At 46.8% G+C, this 13,667-nt stretch carries 18 protein-coding genes; all 18 read right to left on the reverse strand.

What is annotated here, in order from left to right:
- Positions 1-977 (reverse strand): MMPL family transporter (locus tag H740_RS01570; protein ID WP_002950557.1); only part of this gene is annotated, 977 nt, incomplete at its 3' end.
- Complete coding sequence (locus tag H740_RS01575; RefSeq protein WP_002950558.1) at positions 974-1,495, reverse strand: LolA family protein; 522 nt, start codon at positions 1,493-1,495, stop codon at positions 974-976. The genes H740_RS01570 and H740_RS01575, both read right to left, overlap by 4 nt.
- Entirely contained in the window at positions 1,470-1,901 is a 432-nt protein-coding gene (locus H740_RS01580; RefSeq protein ID WP_002950559.1) for an acyl-CoA thioesterase, read from the reverse strand. The genes H740_RS01575 and H740_RS01580 overlap by 26 nt, the downstream gene beginning before the upstream one ends.
- A gap of 1 nt (position 1,902) precedes the next feature.
- Positions 1,903-3,804, reverse strand: a complete 1,902-nt coding sequence (locus tag H740_RS01585) for a glycosyltransferase family 2 protein (RefSeq protein WP_002950560.1) — start codon at positions 3,802-3,804, stop codon at positions 1,903-1,905.
- On the reverse strand, positions 3,777-5,456 hold the full coding sequence (locus H740_RS01590; protein WP_002950562.1) for an AMP-binding protein: 1,680 nt from the start codon (positions 5,454-5,456) through the stop codon (positions 3,777-3,779). Before H740_RS01590 ends, H740_RS01585 begins: the two co-directional genes overlap by 28 nt.
- Positions 5,446-5,982 carry a COG4648 family protein gene (locus H740_RS01595; RefSeq protein ID WP_002950563.1) on the reverse strand — a complete coding sequence of 179 codons (537 nt, stop codon included), beginning with the start codon at positions 5,980-5,982 and terminating at the stop codon, positions 5,446-5,448. The genes H740_RS01590 and H740_RS01595 overlap by 11 nt, the downstream gene beginning before the upstream one ends.
- Positions 5,966-6,217, reverse strand: coding sequence for an acyl carrier protein (locus tag H740_RS01600; protein ID WP_002950564.1), 252 nt, complete (start codon positions 6,215-6,217; stop codon positions 5,966-5,968). The genes H740_RS01595 and H740_RS01600 overlap by 17 nt, the downstream gene beginning before the upstream one ends.
- A gap of 2 nt (positions 6,218-6,219) precedes the next feature.
- Positions 6,220-6,477 carry a phosphopantetheine-binding protein gene (locus H740_RS01605; protein WP_002945599.1) on the reverse strand — a complete coding sequence of 86 codons (258 nt, stop codon included), beginning with the start codon at positions 6,475-6,477 and terminating at the stop codon, positions 6,220-6,222.
- Positions 6,474-7,226, reverse strand: a complete 753-nt coding sequence (locus tag H740_RS01610) for a lysophospholipid acyltransferase family protein (RefSeq protein ID WP_002950565.1) — start codon at positions 7,224-7,226, stop codon at positions 6,474-6,476. The genes H740_RS01605 and H740_RS01610 overlap by 4 nt, the downstream gene beginning before the upstream one ends.
- Positions 7,204-7,884: a beta-ketoacyl synthase chain length factor gene (locus tag H740_RS01615; RefSeq protein WP_002950567.1), complete on the reverse strand. Its 681-nt coding sequence runs from the start codon at positions 7,882-7,884 to the stop codon at positions 7,204-7,206. The genes H740_RS01610 and H740_RS01615 overlap by 23 nt, the downstream gene beginning before the upstream one ends.
- Positions 7,885-7,899: 15 nt before the next feature.
- A complete protein-coding gene (locus H740_RS01620; protein WP_002950572.1) occupies positions 7,900-8,319 on the reverse strand; it encodes a hypothetical protein in 420 nt (139 codons plus the stop codon).
- A 9-nt stretch (positions 8,320-8,328) separates the two neighbouring features.
- On the reverse strand, positions 8,329-8,781 hold the full coding sequence (locus tag H740_RS01625; RefSeq protein ID WP_002950575.1) for a hypothetical protein: 453 nt from the start codon (positions 8,779-8,781) through the stop codon (positions 8,329-8,331).
- A gap of 16 nt (positions 8,782-8,797) precedes the next feature.
- Positions 8,798-10,039 carry a beta-ketoacyl-ACP synthase gene (locus tag H740_RS01630; protein WP_002950578.1) on the reverse strand — a complete coding sequence of 414 codons (1,242 nt, stop codon included), beginning with the start codon at positions 10,037-10,039 and terminating at the stop codon, positions 8,798-8,800.
- A complete protein-coding gene (gene fabG / locus H740_RS01635) occupies positions 10,039-10,752 on the reverse strand; it encodes a 3-oxoacyl-ACP reductase FabG (protein WP_002950580.1) in 714 nt (237 codons plus the stop codon). The genes H740_RS01630 and fabG overlap by 1 nt, the downstream gene beginning before the upstream one ends.
- Positions 10,745-11,185: an ApeP family dehydratase gene (locus H740_RS01640; protein WP_002950583.1), complete on the reverse strand. Its 441-nt coding sequence runs from the start codon at positions 11,183-11,185 to the stop codon at positions 10,745-10,747. Before H740_RS01640 ends, fabG begins: the two co-directional genes overlap by 8 nt.
- Positions 11,182-12,348 carry a beta-ketoacyl synthase N-terminal-like domain-containing protein gene (locus H740_RS01645; protein WP_002950585.1) on the reverse strand — a complete coding sequence of 389 codons (1,167 nt, stop codon included), beginning with the start codon at positions 12,346-12,348 and terminating at the stop codon, positions 11,182-11,184. The genes H740_RS01640 and H740_RS01645 overlap by 4 nt, the downstream gene beginning before the upstream one ends.
- The gene (locus H740_RS01650; protein ID WP_002950590.1) at positions 12,335-12,730 is read right to left on the reverse strand and encodes a hypothetical protein; all 396 of its coding nucleotides are present in this window, start codon (positions 12,728-12,730) and stop codon (positions 12,335-12,337) included. Before H740_RS01650 ends, H740_RS01645 begins: the two co-directional genes overlap by 14 nt.
- A 585-nt stretch (positions 12,731-13,315) precedes the next feature.
- Positions 13,316-13,667, reverse strand: a 352-nt coding sequence (locus H740_RS01655) for a hypothetical protein (protein ID WP_002950591.1), incomplete at its 5' end; no start/stop codon positions are given.

Raw genomic sequence — 13,667 nt, forward strand, 5'->3', positions numbered from 1 at the left:
CCGAGCAGGAAAATTTTAAGCATCGGGCGCACGCTCGCGGCCGCCACGGGCGCGTTTTGATTTTTACCCAGCCAGTGCAGCGCAAAATCAAACATGAGTCCGACCAGGCTCGTTCCGATAACCACGACCATGACGCTAAGGCTCTCGTAGATCAAAAGCGAAGCCGCAAGCCCGCACGCAAAGCCGAAAATCGCGACGAAAACGACGCAAAAAATACGCAAATTTTTAAACGCGAGCAGCAAAAAAATCGCGCAAAAACTAAGCGAAACCGCGCTCATGACTGCGCTTTCCTTGTCGCCGCCCGCTTTGCCGTAGGCTCCGTATAGAGCGCCGCAACTAGCGTAAGCCTGCACCGCGTCCCCAGCCGCCATCTCGCGTACGTTTTCATAAAATTTGATCAAATTTCGCGGTTCATAGTCTGGTTTAAGGCGCGCTTTTACGAAGTAAAATTTCCCGCCCTCATGCGCGGCTTCTAGCATCAAATTTGACAAATTTAGGCTGATTTTTGAGCCATCCAGGCTCATGTGCGAGCTTAAGGCGAAAAAATCGTCCTTCGCGTTAAGCGGTTTAAAGGCGAATTGATTAAATAAATTTTGCGCGCTTTGTTTAAAAAACTCGTTTTTATCTTTTACCAAAAGCTCGTAGGTTTGCTCGTTTAAAAGCGCGATTTTTAGGGCGTTTAGCTGAGTTAGATACGAGGTTAAATTTACGTCCTGCTTTGCAGCAAACTCCTCAAAAATCCCGCTTTGTGTGGCTAAATTTTCGCTTTTTTCTAAAAACTCAGGCGAATTTGAAGCTAGCAAAAACTCGTTTGAAGCGCTATCAAGCATCGATTTTAGCGCTGTTTGCTCGATAGAGTTTTCAAAATTTACTAGAGAAAAAATATCCGCGTTTATCTTTTTCGCGTTTGTAAAACAAACGGCGAGCGCGGCTAAAAACGCCGCTAAAAAGATAAAAAAACGCGCGGATTTTTTCATTTTACGTTGTAAAAATCATTTACCGTTTTATCGCCGCTAACCTCGTTTAGTACGATCTTGCGGACGAATTTATCGCCTCCGACCAAAATACGCGTAAAGATTTGCTTTAGCAGCACGTTTTTAGGCGTGAGCTCGATCTTCCAGTTGTTTTTGTCGCCTGAGATTTTAAATATAAATTCCTTCTCAAGCTCGTCTTTATCGAGCTTTATGATGGATAAAAAGAGCTTTTTATCAAAATTTTGATCGATTTTTATGAGCTGATTGCCGCTTTTTTGAAAGATACCGCGCTCGTTTATGACGATGCTCACCGCTATCGGGCTTAGCGTGTCGTAGAGCAGCTCGCTTTGGCTCAGTTCAAATTTACCATAGCTTTTAAACTCCACGTTAAATCCGCTCAAAAACTTCGTCTGCGCGAAATCGCCGCTAATATTTTGCGTTTTGATTTGAGATTTTATCTCGTTAAAATCAAGCCCCATCAGGCTCGCCGCCAAACTAAAAATTATCGCTATTTTTTTCATTTATATACCTTTTTATTGCATTTTGTAACTCTTGCGGGATCTCAAAGCACGTCTGCATCGCGCGCATATCCACGGCTGCCTGCGAGCTCGTGCCCGTGCACAGCGTCTCGCCTGTTTTTGCACTTTTTACGACGTAGCCGATCTTTAGAAAGCACTCGCACTCCTTTAGCGTCGCCTCCACCTCGATCTCGTCGCCGAAAAACACGGGTTTTATGTATTTGGCCTCGATTTTTACGATCGGGTAGGCATAGCCGTCCGCCCTCATCGCCTCGTAGTCGTAGCCTATCTCCTCCAGCAGCGCGCATCTAGCCGTCTCAAAATACTTCACGTAGTTGCCGTGCCACACGACGTTCATGCTGTCCACGTCGTAAAACTGCGCCTTTAGCGCGACTGTTTTTGATATCATCTCATCTCCAAAAATCAAAAAAATTAAACCACTGCGCGGGCGTTTGCTTGCAGCGATTTTCTAGCTCGCGGACGTAAATTTGCAGATATTCGCGAGCTGCGGCGACCCTATCTCGCCCTAGCTTTACGGCACTTGCTAGCGGCACGAGCTCGATCCTAAATTTACCGTCTATCTTTTGACACCACAGCGAGCTTATCTTTACGCCTAAAATCCCCGCGATCAGGTACGGACCGTAGTTAAAGCTCGCTTCCTTGCCCAGAAATTTCACCCGCGCGGCCTTATCGCCGCCAAGAGGCGTTCTATCGCCCATTATGCCGATGTGCTCGCCGTTTTCGACGATATTTTTTAGCTCCAGCATTGCGGCAACGTCGAGCTCATTGACCAGCATCATACGCACGCTGCCATCGTTTTGGCTGATGCGCTTTAGCACTTCGTTAAACTCGCGCGAGTTTTTGTCGTAAACCAAAATCACCATCCTAAAGCCATCGACGCGCGCGCCCAAAGCCTTACAAATTTCGACGTTTCCAAGGTGCGCCGTAAGTAAAATTTGCCCTTTTTTCGCGCCGATTAGCTCGCTTTTGATACGCTCTAGATCTATGATTTCTAGCTCACTATCTTTGATCTTGCCTTTCCAGACTCTAAATTTATCGCAAATAGCGCCGCCAAACGCCTCGAAATGGCTAAAAACGCTCGTACCGTTTAGCGTCTGCGAGCCGGCAAAAACGCTTAAATTTCGTCTAAACGCCGCGATGTTTTCGCGCTCGTTTTTTGAAAATATATAATAAAACCAAACCACGATTTTAACGATAAGCTTTAGTATAAACTCTGGCAAAATTTGCGCTAAAAATAGGCTAAGCCTCAAAAAAAACGCGCCGCCTCTTTCCTGTTTTTTCCACCAGAGATTTTGCTCGGCATTTTCTTGCGGTTTTTTTAAATCTTGAGCGTCATTTGTGCCGTCCTTAAAATTTGCGCTTTTGTTTAAATTTAACGGCGTTTGCGCCTTGCCTGCTTCATTTATCGCACTGTCAAATTTGATGCCATTTTCCTTGGATTCTACAGAAATTTGAGCGTTTGCCGCGTTTTTATCGCAGATTTTGTCGGACTCTGCGTCAAATTTACGTGGCTCGTCGCGCGCCTTTTCGCTCGAATTTAGCTCGCACGCTCGCCAAATTTTACCAAACATAAATTTGGGCAGAGAAAAGAAGCATTTTGCGTGCATGAGGCTGATTAGCACGTTATCGCGCACCATCTTAAAGTGCGAAACGCCACCCTTTTCGTAGCGCACGTAGGTATCGATCCAGCGCATATCTACGCCCTGTCTAGCGGCATTTACGAGGATTTCGATGTCAAATTCCATCCTATTTGTCTTGCTTTTTGCCGCCGCTTTTTTAAGCTGCTCTAAAGGATAGACGCGAAAGCCGCACATGGCGTCTTTGATGCCAAGGCTTAGCGTATTTATCGCGACCCAAAAATTCGTGATTTTCCTACCGTAAACGCGGGATTTTGGCGCGTCCTCGCCGTAAATAGGATTTGCGCAGACGATACTTTGCGGGTGTGCCCGGCTCTGCTTCAAAAACTCGCCGATGAGCGCAGCGTCGTGCTGAAAATCGGCGTCGATTTGCAAAACGTGACTAAAACCGCGCTCCAGTGCAAATTTAAACCCGTCCTTCATCGCGATGCCCTTGCCGCCGTTTTGCGCGCGCGTGAGTAGCAAGATACCCTCCGTGCGCTCAAGCTCCACCAAAATTTGCTTGCTCGCCTCATCCGAGCCGTCATCCACGACGACAACGGGCAGCTCGTAGGTTTTTAGCGCGGCGATCAGGGCTTTGATATTTTGCGGGTGATTGTAAAAAGGCACCAAAAACGCAAATTTATTCAAAGTGCAGCCCTGCCCGTCGAGCATTTTTCGCCGTTGCTAAACAGCTCGAAGTAAAGCTTGTCTCCGCGTTTTTCAAAACAAATTCGAAGCAAATCGCCCGGTCTAACAAACTTCATAAATTTTAGATTTTCTACAGTATTAAGGCCACTAACGTCGATACCGACGCCGCTAGCTAGCTCAAAGACGTAGTCAAGCTGCATAAATCCGGGCAGCAGCGGTAAATTTGGAAAATGGCTCTCGTAAATCTCAAGTCCTGCGTGCATGATAGCGCTAAATTCGTATTTTTGCGCGTGGTTTTCGAGCCGATCACCGCCCTTGTCAAATTTAACGTAGCTAGCATTTGTGTCGCAGTTTAAACCGCTCTCTAAATTTTGGCCGCTTCCATAAATTTGACCGCTGCAAAATTCGCCCGCTTCATTTACGCGCCCGCCGCTCCATACGGGTTTGGGACTAGCAAATAGTGCGTTTTCAAATTCGCTTTTTTCAAATTTGCCCTGCTGATTTCGCGGCATTTTTTTCACGATTTTAAAGTATCGGACGCTGTTTTTAAACTCGAGCTTCAAAAGCTCTTTTAGCTCGGCTACCACGCCTTTTTTGCCGATTTTTCTAAATTTTTTAAGCCCCTCGCCGTTTAGCTCTAAAAGCGCGACGATACGTTTAAATTTCGGATGCGGCTCGCAGTAGCAGTCTGCGAGCAAGCCGCTTTCTAGCAGCTTTGCCTCGATACTCTCCAGGCTCACGCGCTTGTCGTTTAGCTTTACTATTCGGTCTATCCTGCCTTGTAGCGCGAGGCGGCCCTCGTCAATGCTGGCCGCGTCGTTAGTCTGAAAGAACCCGCACCAAGGCGAGCTCACATTTAGCGCGCCCCTATCGTCTAGCCCCGCATTCACTGCGCCAAATAGCCTAAGCCCGCGTCCCTCGTCTTTTGCCACTATGCCGGTTTCCGTGCTGCCGTAGATCTCGATGATACGCGCGCCGCAGATTTGGCCCAGCTCGCTTCTTAGCTCCTTTTTTAACGGCGAACCCGCACTTACGATCCCGCTTAGGCCTTTTAGCGCGCTTGCGGCGGGACTTTGAGCTAGAGTTCTAAGCAGCACCGGACTAGCGATAAATACGTGATTTGCAAGGTCTAAACCCAAAATCGCCTCGGGGTAGTTTAGCTCGTCCGCGATGACGCGCGCGCCCAGCACCAGCGGTAAAAAGACCTTAAAGGTAAGCCCAAACATATGTCTGTGCGAAACGCTCGAAAAAAAGGTATTTCGCTCGCTAAAATTTAGCTCGCGGGCTAGATATTCGCTCTCTTTTATCATCTGCGCGAGCGTTTTTTCTATCATCTTGCTCTTGCCACTAGAGCCCGAAGTTTGCAGGTAAAATTTAGCCTGCGGATCAAATTTAAACCCACTTACGGGTGCATTTGCAAGAAAATTTAAAAAATTTTCGTCGTTTACGGCGGTCAAATTTGCCTCATATATCGGCTTTGCCAGCACGTAAGGCGCAGCGCCAGCCAAAAGAGAGCCAAAAAAAGCAACGTAAAATTTAAACGTGTCGTCGATGTAAATTTGCAGCTCTTTTACGCCCTCTTTTTCTAAAAACGCGGCAAATCTAATACACGCATCAAAGACGTCGCGCGAGTCGTCCGTAAATCTAAAATTTTTTAAATTTTCCTCAAAGCTCATTATTTTTTATAAATCTCTTTCTAAACAAAATTTCCCCGAAAAATAGCGCCCCCATCAGCGCATAAGAGACCGCGCCGCTATAAACGCTCCAGTAAAATTTATTCTCCATCAAGGCTAGCGCGAGCGAGAGAGCGGCGTTAAAAACAAAAAATGAGCACCAAATTTTGGTCAAATTTCGCGTATAAGCCACGCCTTTTTCGTCCAAATTTGGCTCTTTTAGTTTTGCTATTTTGGTGATGACGGCTTCGTTTTTTAAGCTAAAAGCAAAAAAGGCCAAAAACGCCAAACTCACCAAAACTGGGTAAAGATACGCTAAAAATCCACCCCTAAAAATCATGCAAACTATGAAAAAAACGGCCGCCGCGATACTAAGCCTTCTCTCAAAACCGCTTGAATACGCCCCGCGAGCTATCCATAGCACGGCAAGCGCCCAAACGACCCAAAAGGCAAAATCGCCCGCAAAAAATAGTGCGAACGGGTAGATGACGCTAACTACGCTTAGGGCGATTTTAAGCTTGCCCGTCAAATTTTTTAGCCACCGCGTTTACGATGTCTTCGAGCGTTTTTACGTTTTTAAAATCTTCAGGCATCAATCGGTGGCCCGTTTTGCGCTTGATGTGGTCTATTAGATCGATCGCGTCGATGCTATCTATCTGAAGATCCTCGTAAATGCGCGTTTGCGGCGTGATTTTGGCCTCGTCGATCTCAAAAAGCTGCACTAGCGCGGACTTTAAAATTTCAAAAAATTCTTCTTTTTTCATCGTTATTTCCTATTTTCAAAGATGTATTGCGCGAGGCTTTTTACACTGTAAAAAATCTCTTTTAAATTTGCGGTTTTAGAGTCCAAAACCAGGCCGTAGTTTTTTTGCACCGCAAGGCCAAGCTCGAGCGCATCGACGCTATCAAGCCCGAGTCCTTCGTTAAAAAGCGGTGCATTCTCGTCGATATCGCTTGGTTTCATATCCTCTAAATTTAAGCTCTTTATGATGAGCTCTTTTATCTCATCTATTAGTTCGTTCATTGTTTAAACTCCTTTGTATAATTTTCGCTGATAAAAGCGTGTAGCTCTCTAGCCCTGATCGGGTTTGGCCTATCCGCGCAAAACCCGTCCAAATTCAGCCTAAAAAGCTCTTTGAACTCGTATTTTATCATAACGCTCGGGGTTTTGTACCAAGGCTCGTGTTTTTTGAGGCTGGGCGGATCCATTTTGATAGCGACGGCGACTAGCTGCTTTGCCGCATTTACCGCGATATAGGCGGCGGCTTTGTGAAATACGATCTCGCCCGCCGTGCGCGTGCCTTCTGGAAATATTATCAAGCTCTCGCCGCTTTTTAGAGCATCCGCGCTCTTTTGTAAGAGCTCCTCGTTTGCCGTGTTTAGGATGTAGCCGCAGGATTTTATCGCTGGAGCTAAGAAAATATTTTTACCAAGGCCCCCTTTTACCACGCAGTTTGCGCGGCGGATGAGCGCTATCAAAAATACGACGTCTAAAAGCGACGGGTGGTTTGCGATGATTATCTGCGAAGCGGTGCCAAGCTCGTAAGGAAAGTTAATTTTAGTGCGCTGATAGCCGCAAATTTGCGTAGAAAATATAAAAAACCTCCAAGCCAAACGCACCAGATCGCGGCAAAAATAGCGGATAAATTTAAATTTATAAAGTCCAAGAAGCGCGACCGGGATAAAGATCAAATTCCCAAGCGCGCAGATGAGTCCAAATAGCGCAAAATTCGCCCCGACGATAAAAATTTTAAACCCGTGACGAGGGCTCATAATCCCACCGCCAAGCGGAGTTTTTATCCACGCTTTGCCAAGAGCATTTTTGCTTCGGATCAAAATTTTGCAGGAATTTAACAAGTAAATTTTCATCCGTTTTGCCGCTAATTTCGCTTTGCGACAGGCTCAAATTTTCGCCCTCGCTAACTAGCAAACAAACCATACAAGAGGGCGCAGACTCGTCAAAATACTCCTGCGAAATGCTCTCGTGATAGGCCAAAATGAGCGCGTTTTTAGCTCCGCTTTTTAGCATCAAATGCGCCTGCAGTAAAGCGTACTCTAGCGGCGCGTATGCAGAAACGGCGGAGATTTCGCTGCGATTTTTAAAATTTATCGCTAAAAGCGAGGAAAGTGCGTTATGTACAGAGAGCGAAAACGAGGTCGGTGAGATGAGCTCGCCGTGAGCTAGCGTATTTTGCAGCTCAAAACAGCGATTTATCTCGCCCTCATAAGAGCTAAACACGATAGGCATATCAAGCGGCGCGATGTTTTTGGTTAGATCAAAGGCGCACTTTGCCGCGCGGCTAAGCCTGCGCCGCTCAAGCGGGGACACATGCGAGACGTCAAGCTCCCTCTCGTATTCCGCTAGCCTCGCGTCCTGCACGCCGTTAAAAACGACTGCGTCAAAAAAATCGAGTTTAAAATTTAGCCTCATTCGCCCCTCTCGCCGTTATTTCGCGATATCGCCTTTTAGCGTTACGCCGGCCATCAAAGCGCCCGCACCGCACTGAAACTGCGTTTTGGAGTCAAAAGGCTGTTTTTTGTAGTAGCCGGTTAAATTTACCACCTTCGCGCCGCCTTCTTGCACCGCGCGCTCTTGGAAAGTCTTTATCGCCGACAAAAACGCCCCCTGGCACGCCTCTTTGTCGCTTTTGTTAAAGGCGTTGGTTTTTTTGTTTGCCATTAGGCCGCTTTTGATGATGCCGCCTTTCGTGCCAGAGCCGAAGCTTAGCTTGATGTTTGGATTTAGCACCTCTTTTGCCTTTGGCGAGCTTAGCGCCTCCTCGATCGAAAAGCTAAGCACGTCGTCGCGCGCACTCAAATTTAGAGCCAAGGCGCAAACGCCCGCTAAAACCAGTAATTTTTTCATTTTTTCTCCTTATTTCAAATTTGCTTTCAACGCCACCGCAGTCGCCATATTTCCAACTACGCATTGAAATTTATCCTTGCTGTCTAGCAGCTTGTCTTTAAAATTTCCTTGTATGTTCACGACGCTGTTTTTGCCGGCATTTTTCGCCGCCGTTTGAAGATCGACCAAAACCTTAACGAAAACGTATTCGCAAGACTCCTTATAGTTATCCTCGCGCGGGTCTTTTACCGCGTCGCCGAAACTATCCTCCTCTACCGCGCGGTATTTGTTGCTACGCCTTTGCGATTTTACGGGCTCTAGCTCCTCATCCGTCTGCTTAGAAAACTGCAAGCTTATATCTTTTAGTAGATATTTCTTTGCAAATTTAGACTCCAGCGCGCTTGCGATATCGTGCTCGTAAAACTCGTCCTTTGCCGCCGTAAAAGAGCAAATCAAAAGCAAAACGGCTAAAATTCGTTTCATATTTTACCTTCAAATTTTAAATTCTTTTAAATATCAGCGACGTATTTACTCCACCAAAAGCAAAGTTGTTGCTCATAACAAAGTCCGTATCTATCGCGGTTTGCTCGGTCAGGTAAAAAAGCGGCACGCAACTAGGATCGACGCGGGTCAAATTTATCGTCGGGAAAAATCTTTTCTCCCGCAACATCATCACGCTAAATATCGCCTCCAAGCCGCCGCAGGCTCCTAGCGTATGGCCGAGGTAGCTTTTTAGCGAGCTGATAGCGATCTTGTCGCCAAAAAGCTCGTTTGTAGCGATACTCTCGGCTATGTCGCCCTGCTTGGTAGCCGTGGCGTGAGCATTTACGTAGCCGATCTTTTCGGGCGTTAAATTTGCGTCTTTTAAAGCTAAAACCATCGCGCCTTTCATCGTCGCGCTTTGCGGGCGCGTTACGTGCGAGCCGTCGCAGTTTGAGCCAAAGCCCACGACCTCGGCGTAAATTTTAGCCCCACGCTTTACGGCACTCTCTTCGCTCTCTAACAAAAGTATCCCCGCACCCTCGCCCAGCACTAGCCCGTCGCGCTCCTCGTCAAACGGAGTCGGCGAAATTTCAGGCGAGCCGTTTTTCACGCTAGTGGCGTAGAGCATGTCAAACACATATGCCTCGCTCGGGCACAGCTCCTCAGCGCCGCCTGCTAACATCATGTCGATCTTGCCGCTTTTGATACTCTCGTAGGCGTATCCGATCGCGTGCGAACCGCTCGTACATGCCGAGGAGGTCGGGATGATACGCCCTTTTAGCGAGTAAAAAAGCGCGATATTCGCCGCCGTGGTGTGAGGCATCATCTTGATGTAGGTGTTGGCATTGCACTCGTTTTCGCCGCGCTCGAGCAGCTTTGCCATCGCTAGTATCGACTCAGTGCTACCCGTGGACGAACCGCATGCGACGCCTAGTCTGCCGTCCTGCACGCTAGGATCGAGGCTCGCGGCGTCTAAATTTTCGCCCCGCATGAGCCCGGCATCTCTTAGCGCCAGCCCCGCCGCCTCGACGCTATACATCGAAACGGTGCCCAGGCTTCTTAACTGCTTGCGGTCCCACGAGCTAGGGCACTCATAGCCCTCTATGGGTGCAGCCAGGCGGGTATTTAGATCGGCGTATCTATCCCACTGCCGCATATATCTCACGGCGTTTTGGCCGAGCTCAAATTTAGCCCTTATCTCCTCCCAGCTCTTGCCAAAAGCGCTCACCATACCCATACCGGTTACAAAAACTCGCATCAGCAAAGTCCTCCGTTTACACCGATAACCTGCCTCGTTATGTAGGCTGCGCCCTCGCTTAGCAAAAACTCGACTAAAGGCGCAACCTCGTCTGCTTTGCCCGCTCTTTTGGCCGGGATGGCCTTTAAAATCTCCTCGATCGGCAAGCCGCCGTCCGTCATATCCGTCTCGATGAGTCCGGGCGCGATACAGTTTACGGTGATATTTCGCGAGGCAAGCTCGACGGCTAGGGACTTTGCCGCACCGATGAGACCGGCCTTGCTAGCCGCGTAGTTACTCTGTCCGCGGTTGCCGACGACGCCTGAAACCGAGCTCATGACGACGATGCGAGCGGGCTTTTTAGCGCGAATCATAGGCATGAGAGCGGGCTTTAGGACGTTATAGAAGCTGTTTAAATTCGTATCCACGACACTAAACCAATCCTCATCCTCGATGCCGACGAGGGTATTATCGCGCGTGATGCCGGCGTTTAGCACGACGGCGTAATAAGCGCCGTTTGCCTCTATATCGGCCTCGATCGCCGCCTTTGCCGCCTGCGTATCTGCGACGTCAAATTTTAAAGCCCTCAAATTTAACTCGTTTTGTAAATTTAATAATTGCTCGCTCGCGCTTTTGCCGTGCAGCACGACCTCGTATCTAGCCGCTACCAGTCGCCTAGCCACCGCTTCGCCGATGCCGCGACTCGAACCCGTTATTAGCACTCTTTTACTCATCTAGTATCCTTTTTACGTATTCCTCGTCCGGGCTTAGCACGTTTAGCGTCGCGCGCGCTCCAAGCTCGCCGTTTACGTAAAGCTCGCAGTCGTAAACGCCAAAACCGCTTGCGTCTTGTATCGAGCAGGCGGCTTCGATGACGACTTCGTCTCCGACCTTTAAAAACGGCTTAAATATCTCAAATTTTCTACTGCCCAGCAAAAAACCCAGGCCAAATTTCATCCCCTTTAGCTCGCGCATCTTTGAGTCATAGATACCCAGCGACTGAGCCATCATCTCGACGGTTTTATGCATGGCGAATTTGCCGTTTGAAAGAAATTTATTATCCTCTTTTACTACGCTTCTAGTTTTTATACGCCCATCTTCAAATTTAAGCACCTCGTCGATAAAAATGATCGCTGTACCGTGCGGGAGATAACCCTCTAGGTTCATTTTGCCCTCCCAAACACGATCGCAGCGTTATCTCCGCCAAATGCAAACGACAGCGACATGGCCGAATTTACAACCGCTCTTTGGCCGAATTTTACCAAATTTACCCTCTCTATCTCATCATCGTAAATGCCGTCATAAACATGCGGCGGTAGCGCGGTTTCGCCCCTGGCGCAAAGCATGGCGCAAAGCGCGCTCTCGATAGCTCCTGCGGCTCCTAGCGTGTGGCCGATTAGAGGCTTGACGGAGCTTGCGGGTACGAGCGGCAAAAGCGAATGCACGATCTTTGCCTCGATTTTATCGTTTGCCTGCGTGCCCGTGCCGTGTAAATTTATATAATCCACGCTGCTTAAATTTGCCGCCTGCAGCGCCTTTTGTACGCACTGCGTTTGCATCTGAGCGCTAAAATCGGGCTGCGTCATATGAAACGCGTCGCAGTTTGAGTGCTCGCCCGCGATAACGACGTTTGAAATCTCATCCCTGCTCGCCACGAAAAAGGCCGCGCCTTCGCCGATATTTATGCCGTCGCGATTTTTAGAAAACGGATTGGTTTCGCGCGCACTTAGGATGCCTAGGCTATCAAAGCCGTTTATCGTTAGCGTATTTAGGCTATCCACGCCACCGCAGATAACGGCATCGCAGATACCAGACTCCAGCAGCCTTTTTGCCGTTATGATCGCCTTGACGCCCGAGGTACAGGCGGTCGAGACGGAAAACGCAACCGAGCTAAGCCCGTAAAAATCGGCGATAAATTCGGACGGATTGGCTAGAGAGTTGCGACTGACGCCAAATTTTGAAGCATCGAAAAATCCCGTCGCGGCAAAATCTTTAAACGTTTCGTAGTTTTCCTCCACGCCGCTAGTAGTCGTGCCCACCACTACGCCGACGCGATTTTTGCCGTACTTTTTGATAGCATCTCGCACATCTTTATCTAGCTGCAAAAGCGCGCTTAAAACTAGAGCGTTCGTGCGCGTTTGCAAGTGTTTTGGCGTATTTTGGCTAAATTTAGCCAGCTGCACACTGACCTTGCCGAGGATAAAGCTTTTATCAGTCCTAAAGCCTTCGCAAACGCTCAAAAATCTCTTTTCGCCACATAAATTTGCAAAATTTTCATCCGCATCCGCTCCGGCTGCGCTGATGAGGGCTGGCTTACTAACGTATATCAAGGGCTCTTACCTTAAAATTTTCGTTATTTGCCGTTATGACGGCCTCTTTTTGATTTGATTTTACGATACTTAGCACTTTGATAAAGAGCTCGTTGTAGGCGCTATTTGGTGGCAAAAAGCCGATAGCTTCAAATTCGCCGCTCGGCCTTAAAACCCGCCTAGCTAGCGGGGTGCCCATGGAGTTTATCATCGTAAAATAATAGTCCTCTTTTTCGTGTGAAATATAGAGTAAATTTGAGCCGCTTTGGGAAATCACTTCAAACTCACGTTTATCAAAATTTACGATCTGCGGAACGTCAAATTTAGCCTTTGCCGCGCATCCATACAGCACAAATGTCGCCATAAAAACAGATAAAAAATTTAAAACTTTTTTAAATTCCACCCTTTGGTCGCCTTATTAAATTTCACTTGTTTTAGAATAATGTGCAGATTATATCTTTTTAACCTTTAAAAACAATGCTTGACGCAAAATTTGGCGCACAAGATATGTTTTTAACAAAATTTGCTGATTTTTTGTTTATAAATTTACCTGGTAAAATTCTAGTTAAAAAAGTGGAAATCTAAATTTGATAGCGATGTTTTGAAAATTTAGATATTTTGATTGAACACATAAACCCGCGCGCAAAACGCTGGTTTGCATTGCCAGTCATGACGCCACATTGGTATTTTAATATATTACCTTTACGACTACCTACGAGTAAATAGCGCGTGATGAAATTTTGTTCACTATTGTTTACTAGCATTTGCCAATAGCAATTAGCTATTAATATCTTGAATTATAATAATGTAGAACTTAATTTTGCATTTGCATCAGTATAGATAGCGCAACTTTAGTCGATTTGGTTAATTACAAGGTTATAGAATCAGCAGAAGATATTTTCGCGTAAATCCTTTCTGATGATTTATCAAAAACAGATTTACGCAGTTTAATTTATAGGCCCAAATTTGAGCCGAAAATAATATAATGTTATTCTGATTTTTTCTTTGTAGGTTTTTTAGCTTCGACTTCCTTAACTCCACTTTCTTCAACTTTTTTCTTTGAAGATTTTGCCTTAGTCTTAACGTCATCAATATCTTTTTCTATTTTATCTTCGCCAGATTTTACTTTATTTTTGATGTTTTTAGAAGCCTTTTCTTCTATGTTAGTTTTAGATTTATCCATATCTTTTACAGGCGCAGCTACTTTGTCTTCTACATCTTTTGTTTTTTTAGCGACTTCTTTTTTGCCATGTTTTACTTTGTCGGTCACATCATTGACTTCTTTTGCCTTTTTGGATACTTTATCGCTTGCAGGTATTACGCTCGTGCCGCTCGTAGAG

This window comes from Campylobacter showae CC57C, from assembly GCF_000344295.2.
GTDB classification, from domain to species: domain Bacteria; phylum Campylobacterota; class Campylobacteria; order Campylobacterales; family Campylobacteraceae; genus Campylobacter_A; species Campylobacter_A showae_B.

Bases quoted from the DNA above. Each gene is read 5' to 3' on its own strand.
- H740_RS01575 (WP_002950558.1), bottom strand. From the start codon at position 1,495: ATGAAAAAAATAGCGATAATTTTTAGTTTGGCGGCGAGCCTGATGGGG.
- H740_RS01580 (WP_002950559.1), bottom strand. From the start codon at position 1,901: ATGATATCAAAAACAGTCGCGCTAAAGGCGCAGTTTTACGACGTGGAC.
- H740_RS01585 (WP_002950560.1), bottom strand. From the start codon at position 3,804: ATGCTCGACGGGCAGGGCTGCACTTTGAATAAATTTGCGTTTTTGGTG.
- H740_RS01590 (WP_002950562.1), bottom strand. From the start codon at position 5,456: ATGAGCTTTGAGGAAAATTTAAAAAATTTTAGATTTACGGACGACTCG.
- H740_RS01600 (WP_002950564.1), bottom strand. From the start codon at position 6,217: ATGAAAAAAGAAGAATTTTTTGAAATTTTAAAGTCCGCGCTAGTGCAG.
- H740_RS01605 (WP_002945599.1), bottom strand. From the start codon at position 6,477: ATGAACGAACTAATAGATGAGATAAAAGAGCTCATCATAAAGAGCTTA.
- H740_RS01610 (WP_002950565.1), bottom strand. From the start codon at position 7,226: ATGAGCCCTCGTCACGGGTTTAAAATTTTTATCGTCGGGGCGAATTTT.
- H740_RS01615 (WP_002950567.1), bottom strand. From the start codon at position 7,884: ATGAGGCTAAATTTTAAACTCGATTTTTTTGACGCAGTCGTTTTTAAC.
- H740_RS01620 (WP_002950572.1), bottom strand. From the start codon at position 8,319: ATGAAAAAATTACTGGTTTTAGCGGGCGTTTGCGCCTTGGCTCTAAAT.
- H740_RS01625 (WP_002950575.1), bottom strand. From the start codon at position 8,781: ATGAAACGAATTTTAGCCGTTTTGCTTTTGATTTGCTCTTTTACGGCG.
- H740_RS01630 (WP_002950578.1), bottom strand. From the start codon at position 10,039: ATGCGAGTTTTTGTAACCGGTATGGGTATGGTGAGCGCTTTTGGCAAG.
- fabG (WP_002950580.1), bottom strand. From the start codon at position 10,752: ATGAGTAAAAGAGTGCTAATAACGGGTTCGAGTCGCGGCATCGGCGAA.
- H740_RS01640 (WP_002950583.1), bottom strand. From the start codon at position 11,185: ATGAACCTAGAGGGTTATCTCCCGCACGGTACAGCGATCATTTTTATC.